The organism is Paucibacter aquatile (assembly GCF_002885975.1).
GTDB classification, from domain to species: Bacteria; Pseudomonadota; Gammaproteobacteria; order Burkholderiales; family Burkholderiaceae_C; genus Paucibacter_A; species Paucibacter_A aquatilis.
This window is the reverse complement of record NZ_POSP01000003.1, coordinates 26,580-43,783: the sequence shown is the minus strand read 5'-3', so window position 1 is coordinate 43,783 and position 17,204 is coordinate 26,580. Positions and strand designations below refer to the sequence as shown.

Below are 17,204 nucleotides of genomic sequence, written 5' to 3'. Positions count from 1 at the left end.
CCATGAAACATGCTCCCTGAGAACTGCCGTGCTCAATCCGTACTCAGTCCACGCTCAAGCCACGCGCTGAGCCGCGAAGAGCAAGCCCACCACGGGCTGATGACTTTCGGTGCGCAGCGTGACCCGCCGGGTGGCCTTGATGCTCAGGCCTGCGTCCTCAAGCATGCGTCGGACGTAGCTTTCGCTGTGGCTGTAGCGCCCGTGCAGTTGCAAGCGGTAGCCCGGCTCACAGTCGTCCTCGCCGGCTTCAAGCGTGAACACCAAATGCCCGGACGGGCGCAGCGCTGCGGCTGCGGCCTCCAAGACCTGCTGCAAGACACCGAAATAAATCAGGGTGTCGGTGGAGACGATGAGGTCAAAGGCCGCAGGATGTTCGGCGAGATAAGCGCTCAGCTCGGCCTGTTCGAGGTGATCGTAGGCCTGGCGCTGCGCAGCCTTGTCCAGCATGCCTTGGGACAGGTCCATGCCAAGCAAGTGGCGCGCATAGGGCTTGAGGTAGGGCGCGCACAAGCCCGTGCCGCAACCGGCATCCAGCACCTGCAGTTCGGCCCGGGGTTGGCCCAGCAACTCTGCAATCAGCTCGCCGGCATATGCCGGGGCGCGGTAGCCAAGGCCCGCCAGGACGGTGTCGAAACTCTCGGAGAAGCGGTCGAAAACGTCTTGGACATAGCCGTCAGAGGCGCGCGTGTGCCTGGCTTCGCCACCGCAAGCGGCGATCAGGTGTTCAATCACGGGGTTGTCGGGTTCGATCGCTTGCCACTGGCGATAGACGGCCAGCGCTTCATTGGCACGCTGGCTGGCGGCCAGGGCATTGCCCAGATCCTCATAGGCGCTGGGCGTGTAGGGCGCCAATTCAATGGCACGCCGGAAGGCGGTCAGCGCCTCCTCCAGCCTGCCGCATTTGCTCAGCATATTGCCCAGGTTGTGCCAGGCATCGGCAAAGTCGGGCTTGAGATCGATGGCCTTCTGGTAGCTGGCGCGCGCTTCCTCGTGGCGTTTGAGCTTGGCCAGCACCACGCCCAAATTGCTGTGCGCCATCACGAACTCGGGGCGGAGGTCCAGGGCCGCCCGGTAGCTGGCCTCTGCCGCTTCAAACTGGCCCAGCTCCTTGTAGACGTTGCCGAGGTTGTTGTGGGCATCGACATAGGCCGGCACGAGCTCGACGGCCCGCCGAATCATGCGCACCGCCTCCTGCGGGTGGCCGAGCTGGTGCTCGGCCACACCGAGGTAATGCAAGGCGTCCGGCATGTCTGGCGCGAACTGGAGCAAGACCCGGTAGTGATCCGCGGCCGCCTGGATCTGTCCCTGCTGGTGCTTGCTCATGGCGGCCTTGAGGCCCTGCTGCAGCTGGGAGGCCGCAGCCGCATTCTTGCTGGACAGCTTTTGTTTGCGAGAGTTCATCGGGCGCTACCGTGCGAGCGCAGCGCATTCGCTCGACCGAGCGAACAGGGACGCAGACGCCAAAAAGAAAAGGCCGGCTGCTGACGCTGTCACACGCCAACACCGGCCATCAGCCCAGACCAGGGCTCAGCGGCCCAAGGTGACGCGACGGTTTTCCGCTGCGGTCGGGGCCTCGGGGCGCAGCAGGTCCTTGGAACCGACGCCCGTCACTTCCAGCATGCCCGCGTCTGCGCCCTTGTTGACCAGATAACGCTTCACCTCCTCGGCGCGGCGCTGCGACAGCTGCAGATTGCCGGCTTCGTTGCCGCTGCTGTCGGCATGGCCGACGATGCGGATCTTCTGTGCGGCGCCGCGCTTGGCTTTCAAGACCTCGGCAAACACGTCCAGCTGTTGCTTCAGCGAATCCGGCAACACGGCCGAGCCCAGGGCAAAGGCCACGGCGCTCAGCGAGAAGGTGGTGGCGGGCTTGAAGCCCATGCACTTGAAGCCGTTCTTGATCAGCTCCTCGCACATGTCCTCGGGGAACAGGCCTTCCTTGACGGCGGTCAGGTCCGGCACCTTGCTGCCCAGGTCCAGCACGGCAGGCGCTGCGGCCGACGCTGCTGAGGCGGGCGCCGTGGCCGCGCCCGGTGCTGCCTGAACAGCCGTCCCCGCCACCGCGCCAGCCGCCAGCAGGGCGAACGCACTCAGGCTTCGGGTCGCGGCGCGCCACAGGATGGTGCTTGAGGGGGCGAAGGTGAATGCGGTGGACATGATGTGTGGTTCCTCGTGCTGAATCGTCCACAGGCCGGTCAGGAAGGCCGTGCCGAAACCGGCTGTGAATCAGGGTTTCCCTGAGCGATGGGCGGATTATTGTCCGCATCCTGCCGGGCCGGAATGGCCGGGTCGTGCTTTGCGACAAATTCACGAAGCAGCAGCAAGCCGCTGAATCAAGGGTAAACCAGAAGAATCACAAACCGCAGCCGCGAAAATCTGGCCATGCGGGTGTACCGCGGGAATATGCACACAGCCCAAAACCCTCATATATCCAACCCTAGAATTTGCGGTCGATTCTTGAAATCGGGTTTCCTACAGGGTTTTCGTGAAAACAAAGGTTCAAGCCGCACTGCTGCTGACGCTGCTGAAGCTGGCCCTCCTGCCGCCGCTGGCTCAGGCTCAGGGCGTCAGCACGCCGGCGCTGGTGCCACGAGCGTCCGATCTGGGCCCCAAGCCCGCGCCGCTGGACAGCGACCCGCGCCTGCTGCCGCAACGTGCGGTGCCGCGCGAACTGCAAAAACCCGAGGACGAAGTCCTGCTCGATGTCGCAGGCTATGCGGTGCCGGACGATGCCCCCGAAGCCCTGAAACAGGCGCTGGCCCGGCTGACCGCCCCCTATGTGGGCAAGAACAAGAGCTGGGAAGACCTCGTCAATGCCAAGGATGCGGTGACGCGTTTTCTGCAGAGCCAGCTCGGCTACTACCTGGGTTATGCCTTCATTCCGGAGCAGACACCGGACAAGAACATCATTCAGCTGGCGGTGCTGGAAGGCCGCCTGGATCAGGTGCGTCTGCTGTGGGATGAGGAGCCCTGGCTGGTGGACAAGGCCGTGGTCGAGTCCTATCTGGCGCAGTTGGAGCCCGGCAGCATCCTGACCGTCAGCCAGGTCGAGCGCATTGTTTTCCTGCTCAACGACCTGCGCGGCATCGTGGCCAGCTTCGAGATCGAGCCGGGGCGTCGACCCGGCACGGCGACCTTGGTCGTGCGGCCGCAACGGGAACGCCGCCTGGCGTACAAGCTCGATGCCGACCTCAATGGTTCGCGCTTCATCGGTTTGGGCCGCGTTGGCGCCCAGATGACTGTGGCCAGCCCCTTCGGCCGGGGCGACAGCGCTTCGCTCAGTGGCCTGAGTTCGGTCAACGCGGGCATGAAGTTTCTGCTCGGCAGCTACAGCAGCCCGGTGGGCGCACGCGGCTTGCGCGCGGGCGGCGCCGTGACCCTGGTTCGCTACGCCCTGGACAAAAAAGAGTTTCCCATCGGCAGGAATGGCAGTGCGGTCAACCTCAATGCCTTCGGCCTGTATCCGGTGGTTCGCTCGCGCAATTTGAACTGGTTTGCCCTGCTGGCCTTCGACGCCAAACACTACGACGACCGGGAAGAAGCGTCTGCCTCGCAAACCAAGAAACAGGTTCAGAGTATCAGCGTGGCCAGCAATGGAGATATTCGTGACAGTTTATTGACGGGCGGCGTGAATAGTTATGACCTGAATATTTCTGCCGGCCAGGTCAAATACATCACCAATCGTCCCTCGGGTTTGACCGACGCGGATCGATATACCAAAGTGAATGCCTCGGTGTCGCGGCTGCAAAACCTCTGGACCGGTCGTTTGCTGGCCTACCTCAGCGTGCGCGGCCAATACAGCCTGGACAACCTTGACACCACCGAACAGTTCCGACTCGGCGGCCCCGATGGCGTGCGCGCCTTTGCCAATGGCGAGGGCACGGGAGATTCCGGCCTGCTGGCCAGCTTGGAACTGCGCTCGCCGCTGAGTGCCTTGTTCTCCAGCCAATGGGCGCAGGAATCGGTGCTGGCTTTCTTTGCCGACTATGGCCAGGTGACCTTCCGCCGCCATCCGGCCAGCCAACTGCCCACCGGCGGCGCAGCCGGGGCCGGCAGTGCGAGCAATTCGGCCGCCTACTCGGGCGTTGGCTTGGGCCTGGCATGGTCGCGGCCCGGGCTCTATGCCTTGCGTCTGAGTGTGGCCAAGCCGCTCAAGGGCACGCCCACCGGTGACACCGTGAAACGGGACCCCCGCTTGTATGCCCAGTTCAGCGCCTTCTTCTGAGCCCGCAGGCCCGCTGAACTGCTCACCGCCTGATTCGAACCGCTTGACCTTCACCGCCTGACCCACCCGAGCTACACCATGCCCGCCCCAAAGTCGAACCTGTCCTGCCGCGCCTTGTCCATCGAGGCCGAGGCGCTGCGACTGAGCCCTGTGTGCCTGGCCGTGTGGGTGGCGAGTGGTCTGGCCGTTGGGGCCGGCGAAGCGGCAGCAACGCCGCAGAACGGGGTGGTCACCTCCGGCACAGCCAGCATCCTGACGCCCAAACCCGGCCAGATGGAGATCCGGCAGGGCAGCGACACCGCCAGCATCGACTGGCGCAGTTTTTCCATTGGCAGCCAGGAATCGCTGCGTGTGGTTCAGCCGTCCAGCCAATCGGTGCTGGTCAATCGCGTGATTGGCGACGACCCGAGCCAGATCCTGGGCCGACTTGATGCCAATGGCCGTGTCTTCCTCAGCAATCCGCGCGGCATTGTGTTCGGGCGCGACGCCAGGGTCGATGTGGGCGGGCTGCTCGCCACCACCCTGGCCATCAGCGGCAGCGGCTCCCAGTACAGCCTCAGCGGCAGCAGCGATGCGCCAGGCAGCATCGTGGTTGAGGGCCAGCTACGCGCACCGGGCGGACTGCTCGCTTTCGCCGGGCCGCAGATCACCCTCGGCGGCCAACTGGAAGCGCAGCGCGTGGCCGCCGCCGCGGTCAATGCGGTGCACATCGACATCGATGGCGATGGCTTGGTGTTCTTCAAGCCACGCAACGATGAGCAGCTCGATGCCAAGCTCAAGGTCTTGGGCTCCATCAAAGCCGACGGTGGTGTCGTTGACTTGCGCGCAGCGGCGCGTGCGGGCTTGGCCGACACGGTCTTGAACATGGATGGCCTGGTGCAGGCGCGCTCCATTGGCACGCGCAACGGCCAGGTTTTCATCAACGGCGGAGCGGTCGGTGATACGGTGGTCACGAGCAAGATCGACGTCAGCGGTAGCGGCACGGGCGAGCGCGGCGGCGACGTGCGTGTGCTGGGTCAGCGGGTGGGCTTGTTTGGCGCGGCCCAGATCGACGCCTCGGGTGCCGCGGGCGGCGGACTGGTGCATGTGGGCGGCGGCTTCCAGGGGCAGGGCGAGCCGCTGAATGCCAGCATGACGGTGGTGGGCACCCAAGCCAGCATCCAGGCCAGCGCAACGGACAAAGGCGATGGCGGGCAGGTGGTGGTCTGGGCCGATGGCCACACCACTTTCGCCGGCAGCATTGAAGCACGGGGCGGTGTCGACGGAGGCCATGGCGGCCGGGTCGAGACCTCGGGCAAGCAAACCCTGAATTTCAAGGGACGGGTCAATACCCTGGCGCCGAATGGCAAGACCGGCACCTTGCTCCTGGATCCCAGCGACATCACCATCTCCACGGGTGCGAATGATGCGGACGATGATGGCATCGGTGGATTTACCGGATCCGCCGATTCGTCCGTGCTGAACACCACGACGCTACAGAACGCGCTTGTCTCCAACAACGTCACCGTCGATGCCACCGCCGGTGGGGCTGGCGGCAGTGGCTCGATCACGGTCGCGAACTCGGTATCCTGGTCCAGCGTCAAGAGCCTGACCCTCAAAGCCTCCAGCACCATCACCGTCGACACCGGTGCCGCCATCGCGAACACCAACACCGGCGGCCTCAATCTGTTCACAGACGGCAATGTGGTTGTCAGATCGCCCATCAATCTGGTCGGCGGCGCTTTCACCGTGAGGGGAACGAACGGCGTGACCTCGGCCTCATCGTTCCTTGCGAATTCGGGGGGCGCGATCACCACAAGCGGTGGAGCCAATGGGGCGGGCGGCGCCATCGACATCAAGACCAGCGGCAACTTGACCACCCTGGCCCTGACCGCCAACGGCGGAGCTGCCACCGGCAACAACAACGGTGGCGCGGCAGGCGCAGTGATCCTGAACAGCGGCCAAGCTCTGGCGCTGGGCGGCGCCATCAGCAGTGCCGGTGGTGCGGGCAGTGGCAGCGGTACGGTGGGCAACGGGGGGCAGGTCACCCTGAGCGCCGGAGGGCTCCTATCGCAGAGCGGCGCGATCACGGCGAGCAGCTTGAGTGTGAGCAACACCTCTGCAGCGACCAATCTTTCGAGCTCGGTCAATCAAGTCGGGACCCTGGCCGCGATCAACGCGGCCGGTCAGAGCTTCAGTTTCCGGAACGGTCTGGCCATCACTCAGAGCGGTCCGATTCAAGCCGCCGCAGGCACCTTCAGCGCGGGCAATAACCCGATCACCCTGACCCACGGCAGCAACAACTTCACCGGCGCGGTGAGCTTGACCAACACCGGTGCGAACCACGTCCAGGTCACCGACACCAACGCCTTGACGCTTGGGACGCTGAGCGTTGCCGCAGGCAACTTGACCGTGACCTCAACAGGCGCGCTGAACCTGGGCACAGGCACGGTCGGCGGCAATCTGGTCGCGGCCTCCAATGGCGGCGCTATCACGCAGACTGCAGGCGGCTTGACGGTGGGCGGCAGCAGCAGCCTGCAAGCCGGTGCGGCAGCGATCACGCTGACCGAGAGCGGCAACGACTTCAGCGGCGCGGTGAGCCTGAGCAACACCGGTGCGAACCACGTACAACTGACCGACACCAACACCTTGACGTTCGGGACGCTGAATGTGGCCTCGGGCAACCTGACCGCGACCTCAACGGGCGCGCTGAATCTGGGCACCGGCACGGTGGGGGGCAACCTGGTCGCGGCCTCCAACGGCGGCGCCATCACGCAGACTGCAGGCGGCTTGACGGTGGGCGGCAGCAGCAGCCTGCAAGCCGGCACGGCAGCGATCACACTGACCGAGAGCAGCAACAACTTCAGCGGCACGGTGAGCCTCAGCAACACCGGGTCGAACCACGTTCAGATCACCGACACCAACGCCCTTACGCTCGGGACGCTGAATGTGGCCTCGGGCAACCTGACCGTGAACTCAACAGGCGCGCTGAATCTGGGCACGGGCACGGTGGGCGGCAATCTGGTCGCGGCGTCCAATGGCGGCGCCATCACGCAGACTGCAGGCGGCATGACGGTGGGCGGCGGCAGCAGCCTGCAAGCCGGTGCGGCAGCGATCACGCTGACCGAGAGCAGCAACAACTTCAGCGGCGCGGTGAACCTCAGCAACACTGGGGCGAACCACATCCAGGTCACCGACACCAGCGCCTTGACGCTCGGGACGCTGAATGTGGCCGCGGGCAACCTGACAGTGAGTTCGACCGGTGCGCTGAACCTGGGCACGGGCACGGTAGGCGGCAATCTGGTCGCGGCCTCCAACGGCGGCGCCATCACGCAGACTGCAGGCGGCTTGACGGTGGGCGGCAGCAGCAGCCTGCAAGCCGGCACGGCAGCGATCACACTGACCGAGAGCGGCAACAACTTCAGCGGCGCAGTGAGCCTCAGCAATACCGGGGCGAACCACGTCCAGGTCACCGACACCAGCGCCTTGACGCTCGGGACGCTGAATGTGGCCGCGGGCAACCTGACCGTGAGTTCGAGCGGTGCGCTGAACCTGGGCACGGGCACCGTGGGCGGCAACCTGGTCGCAGCCTCCAACGGTGGCGCCATCACGCAGACTGCAGGTGGCTTGGCGGTGGGCGGCAGCAGCAACCTGCAAGCCGGTGCGGCAGCGATCACGCTGACCGAGAGCAGCAACAACTTCAGCGGCGCGGTGAACCTCAGCAACACTGGGGCGAACCACATCCAGGTCACCGACACCAGCGCCTTGACGCTTGGGACGCTGAATGTAGCCGCGGGCAACCTGACTGTGAGTTCGACCGGTGCGCTGAACCTGGGCACGGGCACGGTGGGCGGCAATCTGGTCGCGGCCTCCAACGGCGGCGCCATCACGCAGACTGCAGGCGGCTTGACGGTGGGCGGCAGCAGCACCTTCCAAGCCGGTGCTGCAACGATCACACTGACGGAGAACGCCAACAGCTTTGCGGGAGCGGTCTCTCTGAACACCAGTGGGTCCGCGGCCGCTGCGATCAAAAGCAGCAGCTTGAACCTGGCCACGAGCACGGTCGGTGGGGCGCTGGAGGCAATCGCAACAACGGGCGGCATCACACAAAGTGGCGTCATCACGCTCGGCGCCGACGGCAACAGCTTCAGCGCCACCGCGGCAAACCAGTCCATCACGCTCAACGCGGCCAACGTCTTCGGCAGCAACACGGTCGCGCTCAACAGCGGCGCCGACGCCAGCATCACCGCCGACACGCTCAAGTTCGCCGCCAGTAGCATCGGTGGCAAGCTCGTCGCCACGGCCAGCACCGGCAGCATCACCCAGACCGACGCGCTGAACCTCGGCGCCGATGGCAACAGCTTCACCACCAGCACGGCCAACCAGGCGATCACGCTGACGGCGGCCAATCAGTTCAACGGCAAGACCGTGGCGCTGAACACCAGTGGCGGCAGCGGTCATGCCAGCCTGAGCGGCCAGGCCCTGAAGTTCGCCACCAGCACGATCGGCGGCACGCTGACAGCCAACGCCAGCAACGGTGGCATCAGCCAGAGCGGCGCGATCAGCACCGGCGCTGCCGGCAGCAGCTTCAGCGTGTCTGCCGGCCAATCGATCGACCTGTCCACGCAGGCCAACAGCCTGGCCGGGCTGATCAACGGCAGCGATGTGTTCAACACGCAGGGCGATCTGGGCCTGAGAAACCTGGCCGGCATCCAGCTCGGCAGCACCACGGTCAGCGGCAAACTGGTCCTCAGCTCCGACACGGGCGCCATCAGCCAGACCGGCGCCTTCAACGTGGGCGCCGACGGCAGCAGCTTCACCGCCAGCTCGGCCGGCCAGGCCGTCACCCTCTCGTCGGCCAATGTCTTCAACGGCAAGACGATTGCGATCCACAGCGGGGCGGACGCCAGCATCACCGCCGATGCACTCAAGTTCGCCAGCAGCACCATCGCAGGCAAGCTCATCGCCACGGCCACCAGCGGCAGCATCACGCAGACCGGCGCGCTGAGCCTGGGCGCCAATGGCAACAGCTTCAGCACCTCCGGCGCGAGCCAGTCCATCACGCTCAACGCCGCCAACCTCTTCGGCAGCAACACGGTCGCGTTCAACAGCAGCGCCGACACCAGCATCACGGCCGACACGCTCAAGTTCGCCACCAGCAGCATCGCAGGCAAGCTGGTCGCCACCGCCACCAGCGGCAGCATCACCCAGACCGGCGCGCTGACCCTCGGCGCCGACGGCAACAGCTTCACCACGTCCGGAACCAGCCAGGCCATCACGCTCAACGCCGCCAACCTCTTCGGCAGCAACACGGTCGCACTCAACAGCAGCGCCGACGCCAGCATCACCGCCGACACGCTCAAGTTCGCCGCCAGCAGCATCAGCGGCAAGCTGGTCGCCACGGCGAGCACCGGCAGCATCAGCCAAACCGGGGCCTTGAACCTCGGTGCCGATGGCAACAGTTTCTCGACCGCCGCCGGCCAGACCATCACGCTGGGCAGCGCCAATCAGCTCAACAACAAGACCGTCGCGCTCAACAGCGGCGGCGATGCCGCCATCAGCGCCGACGCACTCAAGTTCGCGGCCAGCACGATCGGCGGCAAGATCGTCGCCACCAGCAATTCGGGCAGCATCACCCAGACCGGCGTGCTGAACCTGGGCGCCGACGGCAACAGCTTCAGCTCGGCCCAGGCCATCACGCTGGGCAGCGCCAACGTCCTGAACGGCAAGACCGTGGCGCTCACCAGCAGCGCGGACGCCAGCATCAGCGCCGATGCGCTCAAGTTCGCCGCCAGTAGCATCGGTGGCAAGCTCGTCGCCACGGCCAGCACCGGCAGCATCACCCAGACCGGCGCGCTGAACCTCGGCGCCGATGGCAACAGCTTCACCACCAGCACGGCCAACCAGGCGATCACGCTGACGGCGGCCAATCAGTTCAACGGCAAGACCGTGGCGCTGAACACCAGTGGCGGCAGCGGTCATGCCAGCCTGAGCGGCCAGGCCCTGAAGTTCGCCACCAGCACGATCGGCGGCACGCTGACAGCCAACGCCAGCAACGGTGGCATCAGCCAGAGCGGCGCGATCAGCACCGGCGCTGCCGGCAGCAGCTTCAGCGTGTCTGCCGGCCAATCGATCGACCTGTCCACGCAGGCCAACAGCCTGGCCGGACTGGTCAACGGCAGCGATGTGTTCAACACGCAGGGCGATCTGGGCCTGAGAAACCTGGCCGGCATCCAGCTCGGCAGCACCACGGTCAGCGGCAAACTGGTCCTCAGCTCCGACACGGGCGCCATCAGCCAGACCGGCGCCTTCAACGTGGGCGCCGACGGCAGCAGCTTCACCGCCAGCTCGGCCGGCCAGGCCGTCACCCTCTCGTCGGCCAATGTCTTCAACGGCAAGACGGTCGCGATCCACAGCGGCGCCGATGCCAGCATCACCGCCGATGCACTCAAGTTCGCCAGCAGCACCATCGCAGGCAAGCTCATCGCCACGGCCACCAGCGGCAGCATCACGCAGACCGGCGCGCTGAGCCTGGGCGCCAATGGCAACAGCTTCAGCACCTCCGGCGCGAGCCAGTCCATCACGCTCAACGCCGCCAACCTCTTCGGCAGCAACACGGTCGCGTTCAACAGCAGCGCCGACACCAGCATCACGGCCGACACGCTCAAGTTCGCCACCAGCAGCATCGCAGGCAAGCTGGTCGCCACCGCCACCAGCGGCAGCATCACCCAGACCGGCGCGCTGACCCTCGGCGCCGACGGCAACAGCTTCACCACGTCCGGAACCAGCCAGGCCATCACGCTCAACGCCGCCAACCTCTTCGGCAGCAACACGGTCGCACTCAACAGCAGCGCCGACGCCAGCATCACCGCCGACACGCTCAAGTTCGCCGCCAGCACCATCAGCGGCAAGCTGGTCGCCACGGCGAGCACCGGCAGCATCAGCCAAACCGGGGCCTTGAACCTCGGTGCCGATGGCAACAGTTTCTCGACCGCCGCCGGCCAGACCATCACGCTGGGCAGCGCCAATCAGCTCAACAACAAGACCGTCGCGCTCAACAGCGGCGGCGATGCCGCCATCAGCGCCGACGCACTCAAGTTCGCGGCCAGCACGATCGGCGGCAAGATCGTCGCCACCAGCAATTCGGGCAGCATCACCCAGACCGGCGTGCTGAACCTGGGCGCCGACGGCAACAGCTTCAGCTCGGCCCAGGCCATCACGCTGGGCAGCGCCAACGTCCTGAACGGCAAGACCGTGGCGCTCACCAGCAGCGCCGACGCCAGCATCAGCGCCGACACGCTCAAGTTCGCCGCCAGCAGCATCGGTGGCAAGCTCATCGCCACGGCCAGCACCGGCAGCATCACCCAGACCGGCGCGCTGAACCTCGGCGCCGATGGCAACAGCTTCTCAACCGCCGCCGGCCAGGCCATCACGCTGAACAGCGCCAATGTCTTCAACGGCAAGACAGTGGCGCTCAGCAGCGGCGCCGACTCCAGCATCACCGCCGATGCGCTCAGGTTCGCCGCCAGCACTGTGAGCGGCAAGCTGCTCGCCACCAGCAGCAGCGGCGGCATCAGCCAGACCGGTGCCCTGAACCTCGGTGCCGACGGTAGCGTTTTCCACGCCGCTCAAGGCGTCACGTTGGCCAGCGCCAATCTTTTCAATGGCAAGACCGTCGCGCTCATCAGTGGCAGCGATGCCAGCATCACCGCCGATGCGCTGACGTTCGCCAGCAGCACCATCGGCGGCAAGCTGCTCGCCACAGCCAGCGCGGGCGCGATCACCCAAACCGGTGCATTGAACCTGGGCGCCGACGGCAATAGCTTCACCAGCTCGGCGGGCCAGGCGATCAGCTTGACCGGCGCCAACGTGCTCAACGGCAAGACGGTGGCCATCCTCAGCGGTGCTGGCGCCAGCATCAGCGCCGACGCTCTGAAGTTCGCCGCCAGCACGGTCAGCGGCGATTTCACAGCCACCGCCACCAGCGGCGCCATCAGCCAAAGTGGTGCACTCAGCATCGCGGGCACCACCCACTTGAACGCGGGCAGCAACGCCATCAACTTGACCCAGGCCAATGATTTCCAGGGCCTGGTGCACCTGGCCGGCGGCGACAGCCAGGTTCGCGACATCAACAACCTCGCACTCGCAACGGCCCAGATCGGCAATCTGACGCTCAACAGCCAGGGTGCACTGAATCTGGGAACCACAACAGCCAGCCAGCTGACGGCCACCAGCCAAGGTGGCGCCATCACGCAGACCGGCGTTTTGACCGTCGCCGGCGACAGCAGCCTGGATGCCGGCAGCGGCACCATCGTCCTGACACAGGCCAATGCACTGGCCGGCCGCGTGTCGCTGACCGGTGGCAGCGCCGAGCTGAACAATCAACAGGCTTTGAGCCTGGGCAGCTTGAGCGTGGGCGCGCTCGTCGTGAACAGCCAGGGGCCGCTCAACCTGGGCAGTGGCCAGGCCGGCAGCCTGGTGGCCAACAGCCATGGCGGGGCCATCACGCAGAGCGGCGCCTTGCAAATCGCCGGAAGCAGCCAGCTGAACGCCGGTGCTGCGGACATCACCCTGGATCAAGCGGGCAATGACTTCCAATCCACCCTGTCGCTGACCGGCGGGCGGGTGCAGCTGCGCGACCAGAATGCCCTGAGCCTGGGCACGCTGCAGACCGGTGCGCTGACCCTGCGCAGCCAGGGCGCGCTGCTGCTGGGCGCCGGGGACCTGGCCAGCCTGGACGCGCGCAGCGAGGGCGGCGCCATCACGCAAAGCGGTGTGTTGCGAGTGCTCGGCGATGCCTCGCTGAATGCGGGAAGCGGGGCCCTGCAGCTCACCCAAGCCAATGAGTGGCGCGGCGCCGTGCGCGTGGACGCCGCGGCGGTGAACCTGAACAGCGCCACGGCCCTGAACCTGAGCCTGGCCAGCGGCGGGGCCGCCGTGCTGCGCACGGCCGGCGACTTGCAGCTGTCCGGGCAGTCTCAGTCATTGGACGCAGCCAGCGGTGCTGCCATCACCTTGGGCACGACGCAAGTCGATCAACAGCTCCTCTTGAGCAGCCAGCAAGGCCTGCGCCAGTCGGCGGGAAGCGCCTTGCAGGTGGGCGGTGGCAGCCAGATCCTGGCGGCAGGCCAAACGGTGGATCTCCGTGGCACGCAGGGCGGGCCCAGCAACCGCTTCGGTGGCGAGATTGACATTCAAGCCGCAAGCCTGCACCTGCAGGCCCAGGGGCCGTTGCGCGCCGCGCTGCAAACCAGCGGGGGAGCCGATCTCGATGGCCTGAATGATGCCGTCCAGCTGCGCGGCCATGTGGGCGGCGATCTGATCAGCCACAGTGCGGCAGACACGACGATCGCCGGCTTGCAGGTCGATGGTGGGGCGCAGATCACGGCCGGCACCAGCCTCGGCCAGCGTGCGGCCCTGAACGTGGCGGGCGCCAGCCGCATCAGCAGCGGCACCGGCAGCCTGAACCTGGAGCAGAACGACAACCGATTCGGCGCCACGGTTCAGCTGCAAGCCGGAGGCGCCGCCCGCCTGCGCGCCGCCAGCGCGCTGGATGTGGTGATCAACAGCGGCCCGGGCGACAGCCGGGTCGAAAGCCTGGGCAATCAACTGACGGTGACAGGTCAAACGGCCGGTGCGCTGCAGCTGGAGAGCGCCGGCAGCCTGAATCTGGGGGCGCTGCAAACCACGGCAGGTCTGCAAGCCCGGGCCGAGCAGGGCGTGAGCCAAAGCGCTGCACTGAACCTTGGCGCCTCAAGCCGCATCGAGTCGAGGCGCGCCGCCTTGCTTCTGGACCATGCGGACAACCGCTTCCAGGGCACGCTGCAGCTCCAGTCCGGCAGCAGCCTGGATCTGAACAGCGCCGGCGATCTCGACCTGAACCTGGTGAGCGGGCAGGGCGCCCGCATCAACAGCCAGGGCAGCTTGAGTGTGGCAGGGCAGAGCGCAGGGGCTTTGCGCAGCCGCAGCACGGCCACCACGGCATTCGCGGGCTTGCAGGTGGCGGACAGCCTGGACAGCGAGGCCTCGGCCTTCAGCCAGAGCGGCGCCCTCATCGTGGGCCGCGACGCGCAGCTTCGCGCCACCGCCGGCGGTGCCCGGCTGGATCAGGCAGGCAATCGCTTTGGCGGTGCGCTGAGCCTCTCGGCCTCGGGCGGGGCCAGCCTGAGCAGCAGCCAGGACCTGGTCTTGACCCTGCAGACCGAGGAGCAGGCCTCCATCCAGCTCGGCCAGGGCCAGCTGACGCTGTCAGCCCAGGCACGAAAAGGCTTGAGCGTGGAAAGCGGTGGTGGCGTCCAGCTGGCCGCCAGCCAGGTGGACGGCGTCTTGAGCATCCAGGCGCAAGGCCCGGTGACGCAAAACGCCGCGCTGCGCAGCCAGGGCTTGCTGCTGACCGGCCCCGGCGCGGTGCAGCTGACCCATGCCGACAACCAGATCGGCAGCCTGGCGGTGCGCAGCGCGGGCGCCGCCGAGGGCGCCATCGCCGTGCGCAGCGCCAGCGCGCTTCGCGTGGCGACGCTGCAGGGCGTTGGGGGCGAGAGCGGCGCAGGCATTCAGCGCCAAGGTGACGTCAGCCTGCAGACTGGCAGCGCCGGCCTGTCGCTGGAGGCGGGCATCGCGACCGGCTCGAACACGCTGAGGCTCGAATCCAGCGGAGCGGTCAGCCAGAACGAGGCCGCCACCATCCAGGCTGCGCGCCTGGCCGTGCTGGGCGCCGGCAGCTTCCAGCTGCAGTCCGCCGGCAATCGCATCGATGCCGTGGCCATGAGCGGCACGCCGGCAGGTGCGGGCCCCAGCGCTGCGCGCGACGGCAGTGTCAGCTTGCGCACGGCGGGGGCGCTGCAGGTCGACACGGTGCAGGGCCTGCAAGGCATTCAGCGCCAAGGCGATGTCAGCCTGCGCAGCGACAGCGGTGACCTGCGATTGAACCAGGCGGTGCAAGCCCAAGGCAGCCTGTTGGTCTTGCAGGCTGTGGGCAACGTGAGCCAGGCCATCGGCGCCACGGTGCAGGCCACCGGCCTGGAGCTGCGCGGTGCAGGCGCGGTGCAGCTGGATCAGGCGGGCAATCGGGTCGAACGCCTGGCGGCCCTCGGGGGCGGCGGGGCCGCGGGCAGCGACGGCGCCCTGCGCTTCCTCAACAGCGGGGCGCTGGAGTTGGGCACGGTGCTGTCCAGCGGCGTGCAGCGCCAGGGCGATGTCAGCGTGCGCAGCAGCAGCGGCGATCTGCTGCTCAGCCAGCCCATCCAGCTGGGCGGTGCCACCCTGCGCCTGGACAGCGCGCAAGGCCGCATTCAGCAAAGCGGCGGCCGCATCGAGGCGGGCAGCTTGGGCCTGCGCGCGGCCGAGGGCATTGCATTGGGGCAGGACAACGCCTGGTCGGGCCGCGTGGCGGCGCGCAGCGAGCGCGGCGACCTGCTTCTGCGCAACAGCCAGGGCTACACCGTGGCCGAGCTTGCCGGGGATGGCGATTTGTTCGCAGGCACACGCGGCCTCGCAGCGCCCGCGGCCGGTGCGGCCGTGGCTCTGAACACGGGCAGCGGCCTGGTGCAGCAGGCCCCGGGCGCCGGCATTCTGGCGGAAGGGCTGGAGCTGCAAGGTGTTGCCGCCTACAGCCTCAAGGACGCCAGCAACCAGGTGCAGCGCTTCGCCGCCGTGCAAGGTGGCGCCAACGATGGCGCGATCGACTACGTCGACCAGGACGGTTTCGAGGTCTCCAGCGTCAAGGCCAGCGGCATCCAGCGCTCCGGTCGCGTGCAACTGAGCAACCCGGCGGGGCAGTTGACGCTGGAGCCGCAAGCGGCCTCCCTGGTGAGCCTGCAGGGCGGCACCGTCAGGGTGGCCAGCCCGCAGCTGGTGGACGGGCAGCTCAGCCTGCCGGTCTTCACCTTGTCCGGCGCCATCGCCCTGGACAAAGGCCAGCTCAGCCTCAAGGCCTTGCAAGGCGCCAAGGTCGATGCCGAGCGCCTGGGCCGTTACCAGGCCGAGCTGGGCCTGGCCAAGGAGGTCATCCTCGTCGACGCAGCCGGCCGGCCCGTCAAGATCCTGGCCGATGTGTTCGTGCAGAACTCGGGCGCCATCCGCGTGGCCGAGGGCGCGCATCTCCATCTGCAGGCGGAGCAGGGCGCTTCGGCCAGCCTGCTGCAGACCGGCAATGATTTCAGCGGTGGCTTCAGCGCCAGCCTGGGCAAGGCCAATGCGGCAGGCAGCACGGAAGACCGCGGGCCTCGTTCCCTGCTGCAGCTGGCGGGCCAGACCATCCAGCTGAAGAACGAAGGGGTGGCGGCCGATCTGCTGCATTTCACGGCCGACCGCATGAGCACCGTGGATCAGGCCCAGATCACGGCGCGCATGAGCTTCAACAACACCCTGGGCACCCTGACCCAGATGCCGGCACTGGTCTTCAACTTCGGCAGCCAGGCGACCACACCCAGCAACCCCAACCCTTTCGGTGTACAGCCCTCGGGCAGCTTGAAAGTGCAGGTGGGCACCGACGGCCTGGCGGCGCAAGGCGGCGCCGAGGCAGGCTATGTCAGCCTGCGGCCCAACACCCGCTTGGACCCCACACGCACCCAGAGCCTGATCGCCAACCGCGCAGCGATCTATCTCTCGGGTCGGGAAACCGGTGTGGCGGGTTACCTCTTTTTCTACGACGGCGCCGGCGTGCAAACCGAGATCCCGATCTACTACAACGGCTATGCGCCGAGCTCGCCGCAGGTGGAAGGTGCGCTGTCCTCGATTGCATCCGTGTCGGAATCCGCGCGGCGCGACCGCTTCGAGGAAGCCGTGCGCACCGAAAACGTGGCCTCGCGCCTGCGTGGCGGCGTGATCACCGAGGTGGGTCCGGGCAGCCCGGCCACCAAGGGCAGCTCGGGTGCAGCCTCGCCGGCCGGCTGCAATGTGGCTGGCGGGGATGGCAGCAGTGGCCAGAGCCCTTTGAGCTGTGCCGCCGGCAGTTGAGTCCTCGCCTCAATTCGGCTGCAATAAGCCCCTCAGCCAGGCTGCC

4 protein-coding genes are annotated in these 17,204 nt (G+C 67.0%); 2 read left to right on the top strand and 2 right to left on the bottom strand.

Features of this window, described 5'->3' with window-relative positions:
- Positions 1–54: 54 nt before the first annotated feature.
- Together C1O66_RS03655 and C1O66_RS03650 are read right to left on the bottom strand one after the other, a co-directional pair.
- Positions 55–1,401, bottom strand: coding sequence for a tetratricopeptide repeat protein (locus C1O66_RS03655; protein ID WP_102766648.1), 1,347 nt, complete (start codon positions 1,399–1,401; stop codon positions 55–57).
- A 126-nt stretch (positions 1,402–1,527) separates the two neighbouring features.
- Positions 1,528–2,154 carry an OmpA family protein gene (locus tag C1O66_RS03650; RefSeq protein WP_102766647.1) on the bottom strand — a complete coding sequence of 209 codons (627 nt, stop codon included), beginning with the start codon at positions 2,152–2,154 and terminating at the stop codon, positions 1,528–1,530.
- A 328-nt stretch (positions 2,155–2,482) separates the two neighbouring features.
- Between C1O66_RS03650 and C1O66_RS03645 the strand changes: the two genes are divergently transcribed.
- Entirely contained in the window at positions 2,483–4,222 is a 1,740-nt protein-coding gene (locus C1O66_RS03645) for a ShlB/FhaC/HecB family hemolysin secretion/activation protein (protein WP_102766646.1), read from the top strand.
- A gap of 78 nt (positions 4,223–4,300) precedes the next feature.
- A complete protein-coding gene (locus C1O66_RS03640) occupies positions 4,301–17,158 on the top strand; it encodes a filamentous hemagglutinin N-terminal domain-containing protein (protein ID WP_102766645.1) in 12,858 nt (4,285 codons plus the stop codon).
- Positions 17,159–17,204 lie beyond the last annotated feature (46 nt).